Raw genomic sequence first — 19,196 nt, forward strand, 5'->3', positions numbered from 1 at the left:
GCAGAATTCCGAATTAATCGCGTGGAGAGACGTCGAAACGAGTCGAGACGTGGCTTGCGGCGATATGCGCGGCCACGATGGACACGGCCTGTATCAGACGAGGTATGGCGTTGTCATGCACCAGTGTTGCGGCAAGTTGTGCCAGCATCGGCTGGTCGCCATCGATGGCGCTGGTGAACAGGGCGAGCAGGCGCGCCTCATCATCACGGATCGCCAGGCAGCCGGGCGGGGCGAGGTGGAGCTGCTGCAGCCCGTCGCCGTTCAGCGTGAACATCGCCATGCCGAAATCGCCCGCCACCGTTTCCAGCCCGGCCTTGGCGAAATGGGCGGCGATCATGCCGCAGGGGCAGCGCCCGGACTGCACCGCGTTGACCCACATGCGCATGGCGCCGGCGATGAAGGCGGCCGGGGCATCCAGCTCGCTGATCTTGCGGTCGAGGAATTGGTACATAACATCTCCCACGCCAGTGAGGCGACGCCGCGCGGGCGTCCATCCGGACCGACTAGGCGCCAATCTAATGCGAGTCAATCGCATTAGCATCCAGCAGGGTAATCTTGCCCGAGAAGGGGGCGGCAAAAGGGACCGCCGTTGGGGTCATTATGCTGAATCCTTCCTGCCATGCCGTCAACCATTCCATGCAAGCATTGCTTCAACTGTCCCGCCCAGAATGGCTCGCGGGATCACTCTCCTTTCGCGCCTGGGGGCAGGCTGAAAGGAGGAAACGGGGGTAAGCATCATGGGGACATTCTGTGCGGGCGCGTCGGCGCGCGCGTCACAACGCATGCCGCGCTGTCATCGGCAGCTTGCGGCGCTTGTTCTGGCCATCGGGGGGATTGTGTCGGGGGCGGCGCAGGCGCATCCGGTGCTGACCACCGATCTGGTCTCTCAGGACGATGTGATGGCCATGGCCGGGCCGCTGGGCGGCACGCCGGTGCATCGGCGGCTGGACGTCGCCTTCGTCAATCTGGACAGCAATGCCGGGCGGCTGCGCTATGGCGTCACCTTTCAGTATGGCGCGGCCTTTGCGGTCAATCCCAACGACTATATCGGGCATGAGGCCGATCACCGCAGCCTGCGCGTGGACCGCGAGATCTATGTCGGCGGCAGCGCCAGCCTGCGCCTGCACGGCCAGTGGCGGCTGGTGGCCGGGGCGGGGGCGCTGCAACTGCGGCTGCATGACGGCTTCGACGACAGCACGCATCTGTGGTTCTTCAACGAGCCGAAGCTGACCGGCTGGCGCAGTTCGGTGGGGCTGCAGCACCCGCTGGGGCCCATGCAGATGACCATGGGCTGGCAGACGACGCGCTATCCCGGCCAGCGACAGGACGAGATGTCTCAGCCCACGCGTGGTTCCTTCAGCCGCTTCGGGGTGGATATCACCACCCCGCTCTAGGGGCCGAAGCACGCCCTGCGAAAAATTTCGCGGTGCCCGCGACGGAACAGTCTTCGCGATGCGTTCAACCGGCATCTGCCCCGGATGGCGGATGTCTGAACCCATCAAGGAGATCATCATGCGTTTCTCCCCCCTTCTCTTGGCCGGACTGGTGCTGGCCATGCCCGCCTTCGTTCAGCCCGCCATGGCCCAGGGCGCCGATGAGATGCCCGCTGCTCCGCACGGAAAACCCCTTACGCTCGACCAGTTCCTTTCGCGCCAGACCGCGCGTATCATGGCCGCCGACACCGATGGCGACGGCCGCATCAGCAAGGCCGAAATGATGGCCGCCGGTGCGGGAGGCAAGGGACAGGGCGGAGGCGCGCAGGGCAATCCCGAGCGCCGCTTCGACCGGATGGACACCAACCATGACGGCTATCTCGACAAGGATGAGATCCGCGCCGCGCTCACCGCGCGGTTCCAGCGCATGGACCGCAATGGCGATGGCGTCCTCACGCCCGACGAGCGCGTGGGGCAGCGGGGTGGCCAGCATGGAGGGCAGCGTGGAGGGCAGGGCTCTCAGGGTGGCGGTGATATGCCCGCCCCAGCGCAGCAGCCTTGATCCTGTGGCGCCCTGTTCTGCTGCATGCGCGAGTCCGGCTTGACCACGCAGGACCCGGACACCGCGCTGATCGAGCGGATGGGCCAGGGCGACGAGGGGGCGGTGCGCCAATTCGTCACCGCCCGGCTGCCGCGCGTGCTGGCGCTGGGCCTGCGCCTGCTGCGCGACCCGGCCGAGGCCGAGGATGTTGCGCAGGAAGCCTTTACCCGTGCCTGGCGTCAGGCGCCGCGCTGGCAGCCGGGGCAGGGGCGCTTCGACACCTGGCTGCATACGGTGACGCTCAATCTGTGCCGCGACCGGTTGCGCCGCAAACGCCATGCTCCCGTGACGGGCGAGGATATGCCCGATCCGCCCGACCCGCAGCCGCGCGCCGATGCCATGCTGGAAGCCTCGGCCCGCGGAAAAGCGGTGGCCGAGGCGATTGCCACCTTGCCCGAACGCCAGCGCGAGGCGATCCTGCTGGTGCATTATCAGGATCTTACCAACATTGCGGCGGCGCAGGTGCTGGACATCAGCGTCGAGGCGCTGGAAAGCCTGCTGGCACGCGGGCGTCGCACGTTGAAGCAGCATTTTGCCCAAAAGGAAGGTTGGCGCGATGAGTGAAGCCCTGACACTGGCCCGCTTCGCCGAACTGGCCGAAGCCTATGGCGGCGACCTTACCCGCTGGCCTGCCGATGTGCGGGATGCCGCGCAACGCATGGCGCTTGAGCCCGAGGCCTCGGCTGTGCTGGCAGAGGCCTCGGCGCTCGACGCACAGCTCGATCTCTGGACGGTGCCCGCGCCCTCGCCGCGCCTGCGTCAGGCGGTGGCGGGATCGTGGCAGGCTCCGCTGGGACGGCGCGTGCGGCTGTGGTGGTCGGCACTGGGACTGGGCGCGGCGCTGGCGGGGGCCGGAGCGGGTCTGGCCCTGGCCTCGCTGGGCGGCGTAGCCTTGCCTTCGGCTTCGTCCAGCTTCGAGGCGACCGCCTTTGGCGATTTCAGTCCGGGAGAAGGATGATGAGTCCTCGCACCTTGCGGATCGCCTGTCTGGTTTCGGTCCTGCTCAACATCTTTCTGGTCGCGGGGGGCATTGCCGCCTTCACCCGCCTGCAGGTCAAACCGCCGATGATCGGCGCGGGGGCCATGCGCATCGCGGGCGCCGACCTGCCCAGGGATGAGCGCAAGGCCCTGCGCCAGACCCTGCGCGCCGCCCGCAAGGAGGTGCAGCCGATGGTGCAGGACAACCGCGCCCGCCGCGATGAGGCGGCCCAATTGCTGGGTGCTCCGGCCGTCGATCAGCCCGCGCTGCTCGCCGCGCTGCAAAGGGTGCGCGACAGCGATGTGGCCCTGCGCGCCCATGTCGAGGAACGCGCCGTGCCCTTTATCGCCACCTTGCCTCAGGCCGACCGCATCAAGCTGGCCGAAAGCCTGCAGCGCAAGGGAGCGCTGAAGAAACCCGCACAATAGCACAAGAGCGCGACGGAAACCCCGCCGCGCCGCGTTCAAAAAGGGCAGACCCACAGAGGACAGCATCCATGCCGGTTTCCCATGCTCTCTCCCTTCAGGCGATCGCGCTCAACCGCTTCGGGCTGGGCGCCAGCCCCGGCGCGGCGCCTGACAATCCGCGCGGCTGGCTGCTGGACCAGTTCGACCACTTCGAGGTGCGTCCCGCCGGTTTTGCGGCCCTGCCCGATGCCGGAGCGATGGTCACCGCCTATCAGGCCGAGCGCCGCATGGAGCGGAAGAACCAGCCGCCTCCTGCCGCTTCTGGCGCCACCACTGATGGCGCCGGGGTGAAAGACCCCGTCCTGCTCGCCGCGCGACAGGATTATGGCCAGCAGGTGCAGGCGCTCTATCGCGCGGCGGTGCAGGCGCGCAGCGATGCCGCGCTGCAGACCCAGGCGCCTTTCGTCGAGCGCATGGTCCATTTCTGGTCGAACCATTTCTGCGTCTCGGTCGATAATCAGCCGGTCACCGCCTATGCCGGCTCCTTCGAGCGCGATGCGATCCGTCCTTATGTGCTGGGCCGCTTCGAGGATATGGCGATGGCGGTCGAGCACCATCCGGCCATGCTGATCTACCTCAACCAGAACCAGTCGATCGGGCCGAACAGCATCGCCGCGCAACGCAGTGCTTTGGGAGGCGATCCGGCCAAACGGCGGGGCCTGAACGAAAACCTCGCCCGCGAAATCATGGAACTGCACACGCTGGGCGTGCGCAGCGGCTATACGCAGGCCGATGTCACCGAATTTGCCCGCGCGCTGACCGGCTGGTCGGTCTCGGGCGCGGAGAGCAACACGCCCGGCACCTTCCTCTTCCGCGACCGGCAGCATGAGCCGGGCTCGCGCCAGATCCTCGGCCGCAGCTATCATCAGGTGGGCGAGCATCAGGCCCGTGCCGCTCTGGGTGATTTCACCCATGCGCCCGCCACGGCCACGCATATCGCCACCAAGCTGGCGCGCCATTTTGCCGGAGACACGCCCCCGCCCGCCATGGTGGCGCGGCTGGCTGCGGCCTTCACCAGCGGTCGCGGCGATCTGCCGACGCTCTACAAGGCGCTGATCGACAGCCCCGAAGCCTGGGCGCCCCAACCGCTGAAGTTCAAGACGCCCTGGGAGTGGACGATCTCGGCGCTGCGCGGGCTGGGGCGCGGCGAGACCGGGGCGATCCAGATGGCCGCCGTGCAGCGCCAGCTTGGCCAGCCGGTGTGGAAGCCGGGCTCGCCCGCCGGGTGGGACGATCTCGGCGCGAGCTGGATCGCGCCCGATGCGCTGATGCGCCGCGTGGAATTCGCCCAAAGGCTGGCCGCGCCGCTGGGCGCCCAGATCGATGCGCGGGCGCTGGCGCCGCGTTTGCTCCCCGCTTCGCTCGATCCGGCCACCGCCGGGCAGGTGGCGATGGCGGAAAGTCCGGTCAGCGCTCTGGCGTTGTTGCTGGTGTCCCCCGATTTTCTGCGGAGATAGGCTATGATCAATCCGATACTGGCCCGTCGTCATTTCATTGCCTGCGCGGGTGCCGGGGCGGGGGCGATGCTGATCTCGCCGCAACTGGTGCTGGCCGCCGCCCAGACCGAGCGGCGCTTTATCTTCATCATCCAGCGTGGTGCCGCCGATGGGCTCAACATCGTGGTGCCCTATGGCGACCCGGCCTATGCGAAGCTGCGCGGCGATCTGGCCATCGACCCGGCCGGCGCGACCAAGCTGGACGGCATGTTCGCGCTGCATCCCGCGCTCAAGCAGACGGCGGGGATGTTCGCGGCGAAGCAGGCGCTGTTCGTGCATGCCGCCGCCTCGCCCTATCGCGACCGCTCGCATTTCGACGGGCAGAATGTGCTGGAGACCGGCGGCACCCAGCCCTACCAGACCCGCGACGGCTGGCTCAACCGGCTGACCGGCATGCTGCCGCCGGTGCATGGGGACAGCGCGATCGCCATTGCCGCAACCGTGCCTCAGGCCTTGCGTGGGGGTGTGGAGGTCTCCAGCTATGCGCCCTCGGCGCTGCCTCAGCCTTCGGATGATCTGATGATGCGGGTGGGCCAGCTTTACGCCAGTGACGCCCAGTTCCACCCGGCATGGTCGGCGGCGCTGGCCGCGCGCGATCTGGCCGAAGGCACGGGGGCGAAGCAGGACCCAGCCTCGCTGGGGCATCTGACCGCCAGCTTCCTCACCAAGCCCTCCGGCCCGCGTATCGCCATGCTGGAGACCAGCGGCTGGGACACGCATAGCGGCCAGAACAACCGGCTGGCGGGGCAGTTGAGAGCGCTCGACACGCTGTTGGCCTCGCTACGTGACGGGCTGGGGCCGGTCTGGGCGCAGACCACCGTGGTGGTCGCGACCGAGTTCGGGCGCACCGCCGCTGCCAATGGCACGGGCGGCACCGATCACGGCACGGGCTCGGTGGCATGGGTGCTGGGCGGCGGGGTGCGCGGTGGCCGGGTGGTCGCCGACTGGCCGGGGCTGGCGGGTAGCCAGCTTTACCAGAACCGCGATCTGCGTCCTACGATTGGCCTCGATGCGCTGATCGCGGGGGTGGCGGGCGAGGCCCTGTCGCTCGACCCCGACCATGTGGCGCGGGTGCTGTTCCCACAGGCGGGCGGAGGCAGGCCGGTGACGGGGTTGGTGGCTTAGGTTGCCAACCTCAATGCGGCTTGCCCGCGCGCTGCGGCACCAGCCATAGCGCCAGGGCAATGGCGACCAGCAGCACCAGCGTCGCCATATCGCGGCCCAGATTGAGCCCGCCTTGCGCCAGCGGCTTGTCGAGGAAATCGCCCACCGTCGCGCCCAGCGGGCGGGTCAGGATGAAGGCGGCCCAGAACAGGCCGGTGCGCGACAGGCTGGTGAAGCGATGCAGCAGCGCCAGCACCAGCAGCGCGCCGCCAAACACCGCCGCGCCGCCCAGATAGCCCAGACCGCCGTCATCGGCCGACCAGTCGCCCAGTGCGGTGCCCAGCGTTTGCGAGAAGGTGATGGTGACCCAGTAGAACACCTCGGCGCGGGGCGAGGACACGCTTTCCACCGAGATGGTGCCCAGCACCAGACGCCAGCTCAGCAGCGAGGCGGCGACACAGGCCAGCAGCACCGCGCTGCCCCCGGTGTAGCCGATGCCCAGCGAGCGGTCGAAGAAATCGGCCAGCGCCGTGCCCGCCGTGGTCGAGGCGAGGATCGCCGCCCAATAGAGCAGCGGATGAAAACCGCGGGCGCGTATCTGCGCGGCGACCAGGATCAGCAACGGCACGCAGAACAGCGCGATGCCGGCGGCATAGCCCATGTCATACTGCTGGGTGAACAGGTCGGCGCCGGTTTCGCCCAGCGTGGTGGCCAGAATCTTGATGACCCAGAAGCCCAGCGTGACGGCGGGCACTTTTGCCAGCGTGTCTCGGGCCTGGAGCGTGGGGGAGGATTGGTCGTTCATGGCTGTCCTGGGAAATCTTGCGCAAAGCATCCGGCAAAAGCATCGTAGGGCCCGCCGGAGCCCATCGCCACCAATGGGTGCGAAGGTTGGGATGTTTTTAGGTTCGTGATGAACCGGGGTGACCCGGTGCGGGAAGAGGGCCCGCACCGGGTCGTGGGTGGCGCGATCAATATTTGACGCGCACATCCATCAGGAAGGAACGCGGCGGCAGGAAGTTGAACTGGTCTGCCCCGGCGTAGAAGGTCTGGCCATTCACGACCGTCGTGCCGCCGTTCGATACGGCGGTGATTGCCCGGCTGTTGAACACATTCGACACGGTGGCGCCGATGCGGAAGTGCTGGCCAACCTCTTGGCTGATCGCGAATTCGCCCGTGCTGTAGGGGCTGATGCGATACATGCGGATGCCGTCGGTGGTCGTCACGCTGGAGGACAGTTCGGTGGCGTACTGCGGCCCGGTGAACTTCTGGCTGAAGGACACGCGCGTGCCGTGATGCTTGTAGATCACGCCCGCCGCCGCCGTGGAGAAGGGCGCTTTGGCGATCTGCGCCCCGGTGGTGCCGGAATGGGCGTAATTGTACGAGCCATTGCCGAACAGCGTCAGCCCCTCGACGGGCATATAGGCCAGCGAGCCTTCGACGCCCTTGTAATGCACACTGCCGATGTTCACCAGCGCGCCCGAGATGGCGCCGACCGAATTGTCGGTGGCGATCTTGTTGTTCACGTCGATCTTGTAGACATCGACGTCCACCGAGACCTTCTTGCCATGCCAGACCGAACCCAGCTGATAGTTGGTCGAGGTCTGCGGCTTGACCGAGGCCAGGGCGGTGCTCTGCTGCACCGAGCTGCCGGTGCCGGTGGTCGGCGTGTAGAAGCTCGACAGGTCGGGCACATACATGCCCTGCGCATATTGGCCATAGACCGACAGATTCTGCACCGGCTGCCAGTTGATGGTGGCGAAGGGCAGGGTCTTGGTCCAGGTCGCCGAATTGTTCGAGGGCGAGCGGTTGGCGTCGGCATTGACCAGCGCGTTCACGCCGCGCGTGAAGTTCACATACTTCACGCCGGGCGTGACCGAGAGCGTGTCGGTGGGCCTGATCTCGAACTCACCGAAGAGCTGGAACTGATCCCAGCTCGAATTCTGCTCATACTTCAGATTGGCCATGCTGATCGAGGGGAACTGCGCCGTGGCGGCGGTGCCCAGATTGGCCTTCTGGTCATAGCTGGGCTGGCCGGTGGTCCAGTCGAAATCCCAGGTGTGGCGCCAGCTCTTGGCATGCTCGTACCAGCCGCCGACCTTCACCTTGCCATATTTGAAGGTGTAATCGACCTGGCCGATGTAGCCCAGCACGCGGTACTTGTTCAGCTTGTTGTAGCCGGGCACGTCATTGGGGGCGGTCACTGCCTTATAGGGCGAGGCCGTTGTGCCCGCGCCGGTGAAGCCGGTCACCACCGGGGTGGTGTTCCCCGACAACGTGTTGTTGGTGTAGCCGTACATATAGGCACGGTTGTCCATCGAGAAGCCGCTGCCCAGCTCGCTCTGCAGGCGCAGATAGGAGAAGTCGGTGGTCTTGTCGGTGCGGTTGTACTTCCAGTAATCCTGCTTGGTCGGGTCGCTGCCCATGCCATAGTTCAGCCCATACTGGCCGATGTTGGAGGTTGCCGCGCAATTGCTGGCCTTCAACGTGGCCGAGCCCGAGACCAGACCGCTGGTCGGCACGCCGCAGGTGGCACCCTTCAGCACGTCGGACTGATAGTAGAAGTTGCGGTTGTAGGTGCTCAGCACGGTCAGCGTGTTGTGCTCGCCGATGGGCACCACGCCCTTGAAGAACAGGTTCTTGGAGTTGACCGGCGAGTTGGTCAGCGCGCCGTCGGAGCGCAGGAACTGCCCGGCCAGCACGAATTTGGCGCCGTTCAGCTTGTCGATCTTGCCGCTCTGGATCTCGAAACGGCCGATGGCGCTGTTCCAGTTGCCCAGCAGGCCCTCGACCTGCGCGCCCATCTTGTCGCTGACGCCGCGCGAATACATGTTGAGGTTGCCGCCATAGGTGGCCTGACCCAGCTGACTGGCATTGCCCGGCCCGCGATCGACCACGATGGTCTCGATCGTGTTGGAGGGGAAGAAGGCGGTCGAGTGGTGGGTGGGGTTGTTGGTGTCGGCAAAGGGGATCGAGTCATAGGTGACGTTGTATTCGCCATCCTGAAAGCCGCGGATCACCGCCTTGGTCTCGCCAAAGCCAAGGCCATTGCCGGTGCCGGTGATCGAGACGCTGGGCGTCAGGGCGATCAGCTCGTTGAAGTCCGAGGCGGCATTGGCATTGTCGATGAAATCGCGGCTGATCGCCGACTGCGGCTGGGTGGTGGTCAGCGAGGTGGAGATCGGCGCGGCCTGCGCCGTGTGCGAACCCAGCACGATGATGTCGGAGGAGGTCAGCGCCTGCTTGTCATTGGCCTGCCCTGCCTGATTGGCGCTGGTCGATTGCGGATCGGCGGCGCCATCGGCGGCCGACGGTGCCGGCGCATTGGCCGGTTCGGTGGCGGCAAAGGCCGAGGTGGCGACCAGAACGGCGGCCAAAGCGCTGCCACCCTTCAAAAGCGAAGGAAAAGAAATCATGATGAAAGCCCCCTGAAGGAAGGAATTACGGCTTGGAGAGTTCGGCGCGGGCGGCGGCGATCTTGTCGGCCAGACGCGGATCGGCGAGCAGGTCGATGCCGACCATCGTGCCGATGACATGGCTGGCCTCGGTGTCGCTGGCGTAATGTGCGCCGCAATAGAGGCGGCTCACCGCATAGTCATGCGCGCGGGCCAGAATGACCTGCGACTTTTCGGGCATCAGCTGTGCCAGCACCCAGCCCACCGAATAGCCCAGCGTGGAATGGCCCGAGGGATAGGACTTGTATTCGGGCTTGGCCGGATCGGGCTTGTATTCGCAGAAGGGGATCGAGGGATCGGTGCTGTAGGGCCGCATGCGGTGGAAAAAGGCCTTGCTGTCGCCAGCGGCCGCATCCGCCTCGGACTGGACCAGCGTGAGCAGCGCCCAGGTGGCGGGCTTGGTCTTCAGATCGAAGCCCAGCACGCCGTTGAACAGCGAGGGATCTTCATTGTCGCTGTCCACCTTGGCCTGCTTGAGCCGCTCGGGGCTGGCCTTGGCGAGCAGGCGGTGCAGCGTTTCCAGCTCGAAAGCCTCGGCGGGCGAACCATGCGCGGCCGGAGGCGGCAGGATCTGCGCGGGGTTGAACCTGGCGGCATCGAGATATTGCAGATGCTTGGGAGCTTCGGCCTGGGCAACAGCAGGCAAAGCCGCGCAGAGCAGCGCGACGGAGAGAAAGCGCTTCATGGGAAAATCCTCTGGGCAAATGCGGCAAATCCGGCTTCCGCCGGATTTGCAAACAGATTCAGGCCTTGGGGGCGACGATCAGAACGGTGAAGCTGCCGGGCACCGGCTTGCCGCGCTTGGCGCCGGGCTCGGGCGTGGCCAGCGTGGCGGTGGGCAGATAGATGCGCCCGTCGCGCGGATCGACCGCGCCGGTCTTGGCGCCGACCTGCGTGGGGATCACCTGAGCCACGGTGACGTTGTTGGCATCGGCAATCGACAGCGCGACCAGCGTGCCGGTGCCGCCGCAGGGCACGAAGGCCAGGCCGCGTTCCTCATCCAGCAGCACGGCATCGGCATCCTTGCCGATGGGCAGGGTGGTCAGCGTCTTGCCGGTGGCGGTGTCGATCACCAGCGCCACGCCATTCGCGCAGGCCGAGATCAGCCGCGTACCATGGGCAAAACGTGCCAGACCCGTGGGGCCCTCGCAGCCGGGCAGGTCGATCTTGCGCAGCAGCGTGCCCTTGGCCAGATTGACCTCGGCGATCTTGGCCGCATCCTCAAGGTTGATGAAGGCGCCGCCCTTGCCGTTGGTGACGGCAAATTCCAGACCGCCCGCCAGCTTCATCGTGCCCACCACCTTGTGGCTTTTGGCGTCGATGGTGGTGATCGTGTCATTGCCGGGGCTCATCACCGCGACCTTGCCGGTCTGCGCGTCGTAGAAGGCGGCGTCGGGCTTCTGGCCGCTGGGCACCTGCGCATCGATATGGCCGGTGGCGGCGTCGATAAAGCGGGTCAGGCCGGTCTTGCCGTCGGTCTGAACCACGGTCTTACCGTCCGCGATGGCCATGGCCTGATGGCTGCCCTGCGCCGCAGCCAGAGTGGAAACCTTGTGGCTGGCAATGTCCATCGCCATCACCGCATTGCTGCGCGCGACATAGAGCACGCCGCGCGCCGTATCGACATTGGCGAAATCCCAGCCACCATCGGGCCCGGCCACCTTGTCGACCACGCCATAGCTGGGCGCAGGCGCGGCATGAACGGCAGCAGCGGATGCAAGACAGCAGACGGCAAATGCCGTCGCCCCGGAGAAGCGGGTGAACATGATGGTGGACCCTGTATTGTGAGAAACAGATATTCTGTGAAATCTGAGGGGCGGACTAGGCGCGCCGAATGACGAATCTGTGACGGATTCTTGCGATCGGCTGGTAAACAACCAACATTGGCAACTTATAATGTTGGGGTGCCGGGCAAGATTGCAGACATGCAATATGGGGCGCCTCCGGGATTGGGGCGCCCACATAATAAAAGCAACAATGTCAGAAGATTGCCTGAAAGCGCGAAGGAGGGCATGGCCGAATCAATGGCCATGCCCTCCCGCGACCCGGTCAGGCGCCGGCGGTTAAGGTTTGCGGAGCCGTGTTGTCACGCAGGGTCAGGCTGACCAGCACCGGCATCACCAGCAACACCAGCGGATATTGCAGCAGCAACCCGGAGATGATCGCGATGGCCAGCGGCTGCTGGATGCCCGATCCTTGCCCGATGGCAAAGGCCAGCGGCAGCAGGGTGAGGATCGCCGCCAGCGTTGTCATGGTGATGGGGCGCAAGCGGTTCCGTGCCGCCTGCCACACCGCCTCGGCGCGGGGCAGATGCGCGGCCAGCTCCTCATATTCCGAGACGTAGAAGATCGCCATTTCGGTGCCGATGCCGATGATCATCGTCATCCCCATCAGCGCGGTGATGTTGAGATCCACGCCCGTCAGCCACAGGCCGGTGAAGACCGCCGTGGTCGAGAGCAGCGAACAGGCAATGATGATCAGCGGCAGCACCAGCCCGCGATAGAGCACTACCAGCAGGATCAGCTCGGCGATCAGCGCCGCGCCGAACACGCGGATCAGCCCGTTGAAGGCGATCTGCTGCTGCTGATAGAGCCCGCCCAGCTCGTAACGCACGCCTTGCGCCAGCGTGCCGGGCTGGTCGAGCACCTTGGTCACATCGCCCACCGCCGCGCCCATGCCGCGCCCCTGAATGCGCCCGGTGACGGCGACCATCGGCTCCAGATTCTCGCGGGTGATCTGCGGCTGTCCGGCCACGGGATCGATGGTGGCCACGCGGCTCAAGGGGAAGACATGGCCGTCGGTGGCGCGGATCGGCAGGCTTTCCAGATCGTTCTGGCTCAGCGTCAGCGCCTCGGGCAGGCGCACGCGCACATCGACCGGCTTGCCCGGCTGGGCGAGCGAGGTGGCGATGGTGCCCGACAGCGCATCGCTCATCTGGCTCTGCACATCGGCGACGGTCACGCTTTCCAGCCCCGCGCGCACCGGATCGATCTTCACATCCAGCGCGTCACCGGCCAGGCGGACGCCATCCTTCACCTCGATCACGCCATCGATCTTGCCGATCAGCGCCGCGACCTTCTTGGCCTGCCCATACAGCACCGAAGGATCGGCGGCGAAGAGCTTGACCTCAATGGGCTGGGGCACGGCGGTAAGGTCGCCGATCAGATCCTCCATCAGCTGCGCCACCTCGACATCGACGCCCGGCACCTTCTGCGCCACTTCGGCGGCGACGGCGGCGGCGATCTCCTCGGTGGGCTTGCTGTGGCTGGGTTTCAGCTTGACGAAATAGTCGCCGTGATAGCTTTGCCCCAGATCGCCGCCCATGCCCGTGCCCAGACGGCGCGAAAAGGTCAGCACATCCGGATTGGCGCGCAGCAACGCATCGATCTGGCCGACTTGCCGCCCGGTCTCGTTCAGCGAAGTGCCCGGCGGCGTGTAGTAATCCATCACGAAGCCGCCCTCATCCACCTTGGGCATAAAGCCGGTGGGCACGCGGGCATAGCCGATATAGCCGACCACCAGCAGCGGCAGGGCAATTGCCAGCAGCAGCACCGGGCGGCGTGACAGGCGCGAGAGCAGGCCGTGATGCACCGTCTCCATGCGCCCGTCGGCCTCGGCGCCCGGATCGTGCCATTTGCCGAAATCGACCAGCGCGCGCACCAGAATCGGCACCACGAAGGCGGTCATCGCCCAACTGATCGCCAGCGCCGCCGCCATCGTCACCGACAGGGCCTTGGAAAAGGCCCCGGTCACGCCGGTCAGGAAGGAGAGCGGCAGAAAGACGATCAGCGTCGCCAGACTCGATCCCATCAGCGGTGCCATAAATTCGCGCGCGGCGGGCAGCACGGCTTCGTCGCCCAGTGGCTGGCCGTCCTTGCCTTTCGCCCCGGCGCGGCGGGCGATATGCTCGACCATCACGATCACATCGTCGATCAGCAGGCCGACCGCCGCCGCGATGCCGCCCAAAGTCATGATGTTGAAGCTCATGCCCAGAATGGAGAGCACCAGCACCGTGGCCGCCAGCGTCGCAGGCACCACGATCACCGCCACCAGCGTGACGCGCCAACTGCGCAGGAAGGCGAGCAGCACGATGGCCGCCAGCACCAGCCCGATCAGCACCGCATCGCGCACGCTGGCCACCGACTGGGTCACCAGCTCGCTCTGGTCGTACCAGTTGACGAGGCGGACGCCGGGCGGCAGCGGGAAGGCCTTCAGGCGCCGTTGCACCTCCTGAGCGATCTGCACGGCATTGCCATCGGGTTGCTCATAGATGTTGAACAGCACGGCGGGCTTGCCGTCCTCGACGATGCGCAGCCATTGCGGCACGCTGCCATCCTGCACCGTGGCGACATCGCGCACGCGCACCACACCGGCGGGGTCGGACTTGACCACGATGTCGCCGATCTGCGTTGAACTGACCGCGCTGCGGTCGGCGATCACCAGCGAGAGGCGCCCGCGATCCTGCACCTGTCCCACGGCGGAGAGCACATTGCCCGCCTTGATCGCCTGCGCCAGATCGCCCAGCGCCATGCCATGGTCGGCCAGACGATGCGGATCGGCCAGCACCTCGACCTCGCTGGTCTCGCCGCCCTGCACGCCGACACGGGCCAGACCGGGGATCGAGGAAAGCAGCGGGGTGATCTGATATTTGGCCAGATCCTGCAGCGCCTTGGGATCGCGATCCGATTCCAGCGCATAGGAGATGATTGGGAAGACCGTGGGGTCCATCCGCCGCACATTGTACTGTGTGCCGGTGGGCAGGCTGGGCAGCACGCGGCCGATGGCGGTGTCGACCAGCAAGGTGCTGGCCACCATATCGCGGCCCCAGCCGAAATCGATGGAGATCTGCGCCGCGCCCCGGCTGGTTTCCGAACGCACATCCTGCACGCCGGGCAGGGCGCGGATCGCTTCCTCGACCGGGCGGGTGACGGTCAGCGCGGTCTGGTCGGCGGGGCGGCTGCCCGCGTCGAGATCGACTACGACGCGCGGGAAAGAGACCTGCGGAAACAGGCCGATGGGCAGGCCGAAGGCCGCCACCAGGCCCGCCAGCGCCGCGGCCATGGCGATCAGCACAAAGGCGCGCGATTGCGTGCGAAGCAGATGTTCCAGCATCACTGCCCCCGACGCAGGCGGTCGCCGTCATGCGCCTGATAGGCGCCATCGACCACCACCGGGCGCGCGGTATCGAGTGCGCCGCTCACCACATCGCTTTTGTCGGTGGAGAGCAGCACGGTGACAGGCAATTGATGCGCTTTGCCGCCGACATCCTGAAACACATGGGGCGGCCCATCGGCGGTGACCACCGCCTGATGCGGCACCACCCAGCCATGCACGGGCCGCGTGGCGATCTGCGCCTTGACCGCCTCGCCGGGCATCAAAGCGCCAGCGGGGAAGGCGATGTCGACCGACACCAGCCGGGTCTTGGGATCGAGCGCGCCTGCCACACGCAGCACATGGCCGGTGACCGCCGCGCCGCCCGTCAGGCGCTGCACTGACACGCTCTGGCCGGGGTTGACGCGGGCGCGCTGCGCAGGGTCGATCCCGGCGGTGACGATCAGCGCGCCGCCCTTGGCCACGGTCAGCAGCGGGGCGCTCGGCTGGGTGCGGTCGCCCTGCGCCACGGTCAGTGTGGCGATCACCCCGTCGAAGGGGGCGGTGACGGTGGTGCTGGCCTGTCCTGCGCCCTCGGCGGAGAGGCCTTGCAGGCTGGCGCGGGCGTCGGCGACGGATTTGCTGGCCTGCGCCATCTGGTCGGCGGTGGCCAGCTGCTGGCTGAGCAGCTGGCGGGTGCTGTTTTCCTGCACCTGCGCGGCATGCAGCGCATTGAGCGCCTGGGCATAGCTGGCGCGCGCACTGGCGGCGGGGGCGAAGGTCAGCAGCTTCTGCCCCGCATGCACCGCAAGGCCGGGGGTGACCAGCAGCGCGGTGACCTGTCCCGGCTGGGCGAAGCTGATCGTCTGCACCCCCGAGAGCGAAGGCGCGGCGGTGCCATAGGCCGTCACGGTTTCGGGCAGATCGCCCTGCGTCACGCTTGTGGTGGTGACTGCCACGCTGGGCTGGGTGTCGGCGGGCTGGTCCGCGCTGCCGCAAGCCGTCAGGGTCAGCAGAGGGAGCGCGAGGAAAGGCAGGCGGTTCATTGTGCGCCTCCGGTCTTCACGGTGGGCAGGCCCTCGCCAGTCAGCGTCTGAAGGGCGATCTGGCGGTCGAGCGCAGCGGTCTGCAAGCTCATCAGTTCCTGTTCCTTGGCAAGGCGGTTGGCGACGAGATCGGCAAAGGCACGTTCGTCGATGGTGCCCGCATGAAGTGCCGTTTCGGCGCGGCGGGCGGCGTCGCGCGCGGCGGGGATCTCGCGGCGCACACGGTCGAGCTGGGTGGCGATCTGGGCATATTGCGCCAGCAGCCCCTCGGCCTCGCCGGAGACGGCGGACAGGCGCGCGTCATACTCGGCGCGCAACTGGGCGCGGGTGGCGCGGGCGATGGCGATCTGGCCCTGATTGCGGTCGAAGACGGGCAGGCCCAGCGCGGCATTGGGGCCGCCGTTGATGACCTTGGAATTGTCGCTGGCGACGCCGCCGCCCAGCACCAGATCGGGGAATTGTGCCTGAATGGCCTCACGCACGCCTTCCTCGGCGGCGGCATAGCCGAAGCGCAGCGCGATCAGATCGGGGCGGCGGTCGGGCAGCGTGGCCAGTCCCGCGCGCGTGGCGGCGGGGTCGAAGGGCGGCAGATCGGGCTGGGCCACCAGCGGCAGCGCCGCGTCGGGGCGCAGGCCGAGCAGGGCGTTGAGCTGTTGCCGCAAGGCCAGTTGCCGCTGGTCGAGCCCCTCCAGCGCGGCGCGGGCGGCCTGCAGCGCGGCGCGGTCGGGCGCCAGCATGGCCAGCGTGGCATTGCCCCGCGTCATGGCCTGTTCCAGCCTTGCGTTGCGATCCGCCAGCAGGGTGACGGTCTCGGCGGTGGCGGGGCGGCTCTGCTCGCCCATGATGATGTCGGTGGCGAGCTGGCGGGCGAGGCCGGCGGTCTGCCATTCCTGCCAGACGATGTCGGCGGCGACCTGCTGCTGGGCATCGCGCGCGCCGCGCAGATGGGCGCGATAGGTGATGATGGCGCGCAGATTCTGCGCCAGCCCCACATTCCACGCCGGAACCGTGCCCACCCCCGAGAGCAGCGGCAGAAAGGCCCCCGTCAGTTGCGGATTGGGCAATATGCCCGCCTGCTTCGTCTGGCCGCGCGCCACGGCATCGCGCAGCCGGGCGGCTTTCAGGTCAGGGTTGTTGGCCAGTGCCAGCGCCACCACCTGCTCGACCCCCAGCGGGCCCTGCGTGGCAGGGGCCTGCGCAAGGCGATCGGGTGAGGCGACCAGCGAGGGCTGCGCGGGCAGCGGCAGCGGCGCGTCATGCGCGCAGCCGGCCAGCATCAGGCCCAGAACAAGGGGGGGAAGAAAGGATCGCTGCATCCCGCGCCAATACTGAAAAAACCATGACAGGCAGAGGACGGAATCCTAAATTCTTCCCAACTTGGCTTTCCCATGCCGCTTACAGTATCCTGACCTCATGCCTGCCTGTCTTGCGCGGGCGCCCCGGAACACCGAGTGCTGTGACCCATGAACATACTGCTGCTGGAAGATGACGAGACGCTGTCGCGCAACCTTGTGGCCGACCTGCAGGAGGCCGGGCATGAGGTCGACACCTGCCGGTCCGGGCAGGAGGCGATCGAGCTGGCCGCCTCGCAGGACTATCGCGTGCTGATCTTCGACCGCATGGTGGAAGGCATGGACGGGCTGACCGCGCTGAAAGCCCTGCGCGCCAAGGGCATTTTGACCCCGGCTCTGTTTCTCACCGCGATGACCGGGGTGGACGACCGGGTCGAGGGTCTCGAAGCGGGCGGCGACGATTATCTGGCCAAGCCCTTTTCCGCCCGCGAATTGCTGGCGCGGGTGCAGGCGCTGGGCCGCCGCTCGCCGCAGGCCGAGGTGCAGGCGGTGCTGGCCATCGGCGACATCGAGATCGACCGCATGAAGCGCAGCGTCACCCGTGGCGGGCAGCTTATTCGCCTGCAGGTGCAGGAGTTCAAGCTGCTGGAATATCTGATGCTGAATGCCGGTCAGATCGTGACGCGCACCATGCTGCTGGAAGGCGTGTGGTCCTATCATTTCGAGACCCGCACCAACATCGTCGAAAGCCATATGAGCCGCTTGCGCAACAAGCTGTGCGCCAATGGTGAGCCGGACCCGATCCAGACCCTGCGCCGCGTCGGCTATCGCTTCCATGACGGTTAATTCCGCGCCTTTGGCAGCGCTGCGCAGCGGGGCCTTCCGCTTTGCGCTGGTGCTGGCGCTGGTCTTCGCGCTGGGCTCGATCGCGCTGCTCTGGGTGGTGGAGCGGCAGGTGGGCGGCTATGGGCTCGAAGCGACCGAGGTGATGCTGCATGCCGAGGCGCGCGTGCTGGCCGGGGAATATGCCCAGACCGGGCGCGACGGTCTGCTCAAGGCACTGCGCCGCCACGGCGAGGGCGCGGGCGAGAATCAGTTCCATTACCTGCTGCGCGATGGGCAGGGCCGCCGCCTCTATGGCGACATTCCCGCGGGACAAGGCCAGCTCGGCGAAGCCACCATCCGCATGAGCGAGGCCGACAGCGGCCCGGTGATGATGCGCCAGTTCGGCCTGCGGATCGGTGACGGGCTGGTGCTGGTGGTGGCCACCGACTTCTTCGATTTCGACGAATTGCGGGCGCGGCTGGCGCGCTTCACCATGCTGAGCGGGGCGGCGATCACGCTTTTCGCGCTGATCGGCGGCTATGGCGCGGGGCGGCTCTTCCTGCGGCGGCTTGATGGGGTGAACCGTCAGGTCGAGCGGATCGTGGCGGGGGACAGTGCCGAGCGCCTGCCCGCCATCGGCCTGGCGCCGGAGTTCGATACGCTGACGCGCAACCTCAACCATATGCTCGATCACAAGGATGCGGCGATGGAGGGGCTGCGGCAGGTCTCGACCGCCATCGCCCATGATCTGCGCACGCCGCTGATGCGGCTGCACCAGCGGCTGGAGCGGCTGAGCGGCAAGACCGAAGAGGGCGATGAGGCGGTCGAGGCGGCGATCGGCGAGGTCGAGGATATTCTCTCCACCTTTCAGGCGCTGCTGCGCATCGGCATGATCGAGGGCGGGGTGGGGCGCAGCCGCTTCCGCCCCGTGCCGCTGTCCGAGCAATTGTCGCGCATGGCCGAAACCTATGCGCCGGTGGCCGAGGATGAGGGGCACCGCCTGATCGCGCGGATCGCGCCGGACCTGTGTGTGGAGGGCGATGCCGAGATGCTGGCCCAGCTCTTCACCAATCTGGTCGAGAATGCCATCGTGCACACGCCCGAGGGCACCACCATCACCGTGGATCTGGAGGCCGGGGCCGAGACGGTGCTGGCGCGGATCAGCGACGATGGGCCGGGCGTGGACCCGGAGGATTACGAGAAGATCTTCCGCCGTTTCTATCGCGGCGCGGCCAGCAAGGGGCTGCCGGGCACGGGCCTTGGCCTGTCGCTGGTGGCCGCCATCGCCGAGGTGCATCGCGCCGAATGCCGCGTGATGCCGGGGCCGGGCTTTGCGCTGGAGCTGACCTTCCGCGCCTGCCCTTTGTCATTTTCCTGAAAGCGGACGGCTGATACAGCGGGCTCGAT

The 19,196-nt window shown here is 67.0% G+C and carries 17 protein-coding genes; 9 read left to right on the top strand and 8 right to left on the bottom strand.

Annotated features, from left to right (window positions below; genetic code table 11):
- Nucleotides 1-13: 13 nt before the first annotated feature.
- Complete coding sequence (locus ABDW49_RS01685) at nt 14-451, bottom strand: hypothetical protein (RefSeq protein WP_343609231.1); 438 nt, start codon at nt 449-451, stop codon at nt 14-16.
- Between the two features lie 286 nt (nt 452-737).
- Here ABDW49_RS01685 and ABDW49_RS01690 point away from each other — a divergent pair, with 286 nt between their 5' ends.
- From ABDW49_RS01690 to ABDW49_RS01720, 7 genes are all read left to right on the top strand, one after another.
- Nucleotides 738-1,394: a hypothetical protein gene (locus ABDW49_RS01690; RefSeq protein ID WP_343609233.1), complete on the top strand. Its 657-nt coding sequence runs from the start codon at nt 738-740 to the stop codon at nt 1,392-1,394.
- A gap of 118 nt (nt 1,395-1,512) precedes the next feature.
- Complete coding sequence (locus ABDW49_RS01695; protein WP_343609235.1) at nt 1,513-1,995, top strand: EF-hand domain-containing protein; 483 nt, start codon at nt 1,513-1,515, stop codon at nt 1,993-1,995.
- A 39-nt stretch (nt 1,996-2,034) separates the two neighbouring features.
- Nucleotides 2,035-2,598, top strand: coding sequence for an RNA polymerase sigma factor (locus ABDW49_RS01700; RefSeq protein WP_343609237.1), 564 nt, complete (start codon nt 2,035-2,037; stop codon nt 2,596-2,598).
- Nucleotides 2,591-2,992, top strand: coding sequence for a hypothetical protein (locus ABDW49_RS01705; protein ID WP_343609239.1), 402 nt, complete (start codon nt 2,591-2,593; stop codon nt 2,990-2,992). Before ABDW49_RS01700 ends, ABDW49_RS01705 begins: the two co-directional genes overlap by 8 nt.
- Nucleotides 2,989-3,441, top strand: coding sequence for a periplasmic heavy metal sensor (locus ABDW49_RS01710; protein ID WP_343609241.1), 453 nt, complete (start codon nt 2,989-2,991; stop codon nt 3,439-3,441). The genes ABDW49_RS01705 and ABDW49_RS01710 overlap by 4 nt, the downstream gene beginning before the upstream one ends.
- 68 nt (nt 3,442-3,509) lie before the next feature.
- Nucleotides 3,510-4,937: a DUF1800 domain-containing protein gene (locus tag ABDW49_RS01715; protein WP_343609243.1), complete on the top strand. Its 1,428-nt coding sequence runs from the start codon at nt 3,510-3,512 to the stop codon at nt 4,935-4,937.
- Nucleotides 4,938-4,940: 3 nt separating this feature from the next.
- Nucleotides 4,941-6,101 carry a DUF1501 domain-containing protein gene (locus ABDW49_RS01720; RefSeq protein ID WP_343609245.1) on the top strand — a complete coding sequence of 387 codons (1,161 nt, stop codon included), beginning with the start codon at nt 4,941-4,943 and terminating at the stop codon, nt 6,099-6,101.
- Nucleotides 6,102-6,111: 10 nt separating this feature from the next.
- On the opposite strand, the gene ABDW49_RS01725 is transcribed toward ABDW49_RS01720, so the two are convergent.
- From ABDW49_RS01725 to ABDW49_RS01755, 7 genes are all read right to left on the bottom strand, one after another.
- Nucleotides 6,112-6,885, bottom strand: a complete 774-nt coding sequence (locus ABDW49_RS01725; protein WP_343609247.1) for a hypothetical protein — start codon at nt 6,883-6,885, stop codon at nt 6,112-6,114.
- Between the two features lie 166 nt (nt 6,886-7,051).
- Nucleotides 7,052-9,496: a TonB-dependent receptor gene (locus ABDW49_RS01730; RefSeq protein WP_343609249.1), complete on the bottom strand. Its 2,445-nt coding sequence runs from the start codon at nt 9,494-9,496 to the stop codon at nt 7,052-7,054.
- Nucleotides 9,497-9,521: 25 nt separating this feature from the next.
- Nucleotides 9,522-10,220, bottom strand: coding sequence for a phosphatase PAP2 family protein (locus ABDW49_RS01735; protein ID WP_343609251.1), 699 nt, complete (start codon nt 10,218-10,220; stop codon nt 9,522-9,524).
- A gap of 58 nt (nt 10,221-10,278) precedes the next feature.
- A complete protein-coding gene (locus tag ABDW49_RS01740) occupies nt 10,279-11,301 on the bottom strand; it encodes a YncE family protein (protein ID WP_343609252.1) in 1,023 nt (340 codons plus the stop codon).
- A 283-nt stretch (nt 11,302-11,584) separates the two neighbouring features.
- Nucleotides 11,585-14,647 (bottom strand): efflux RND transporter permease subunit, encoded by a 3,063-nt coding sequence (locus ABDW49_RS01745; RefSeq protein ID WP_343609253.1) that lies wholly within the window; start codon nt 14,645-14,647, stop codon nt 11,585-11,587.
- Nucleotides 14,647-15,672, bottom strand: a complete 1,026-nt coding sequence (locus ABDW49_RS01750) for an efflux RND transporter periplasmic adaptor subunit (RefSeq protein ID WP_343609255.1) — start codon at nt 15,670-15,672, stop codon at nt 14,647-14,649. The genes ABDW49_RS01745 and ABDW49_RS01750 overlap by 1 nt, the downstream gene beginning before the upstream one ends.
- Nucleotides 15,669-16,988, bottom strand: a complete 1,320-nt coding sequence (locus tag ABDW49_RS01755) for a TolC family protein (protein WP_343609257.1) — start codon at nt 16,986-16,988, stop codon at nt 15,669-15,671. Before ABDW49_RS01755 ends, ABDW49_RS01750 begins: the two co-directional genes overlap by 4 nt.
- Before the next feature lie 147 nt (nt 16,989-17,135).
- On the opposite strand from ABDW49_RS01755, the gene ABDW49_RS01760 reads away from it, so the two are divergent.
- Nucleotides 17,136-17,810 carry a response regulator transcription factor gene (locus tag ABDW49_RS01760; protein WP_343609259.1) on the top strand — a complete coding sequence of 225 codons (675 nt, stop codon included), beginning with the start codon at nt 17,136-17,138 and terminating at the stop codon, nt 17,808-17,810.
- Nucleotides 17,800-19,167: an ATP-binding protein gene (locus tag ABDW49_RS01765; protein WP_343609260.1), complete on the top strand. Its 1,368-nt coding sequence runs from the start codon at nt 17,800-17,802 to the stop codon at nt 19,165-19,167. The genes ABDW49_RS01760 and ABDW49_RS01765 overlap by 11 nt, the downstream gene beginning before the upstream one ends.
- The last annotated feature ends 29 nt before the right edge of the window (nt 19,168-19,196 follow it).

It is taken from the genome of Novosphingobium sp. (genome assembly GCF_039595395.1).
Taxonomy (GTDB): Bacteria; Pseudomonadota; Alphaproteobacteria; order Sphingomonadales; family Sphingomonadaceae; genus Novosphingobium.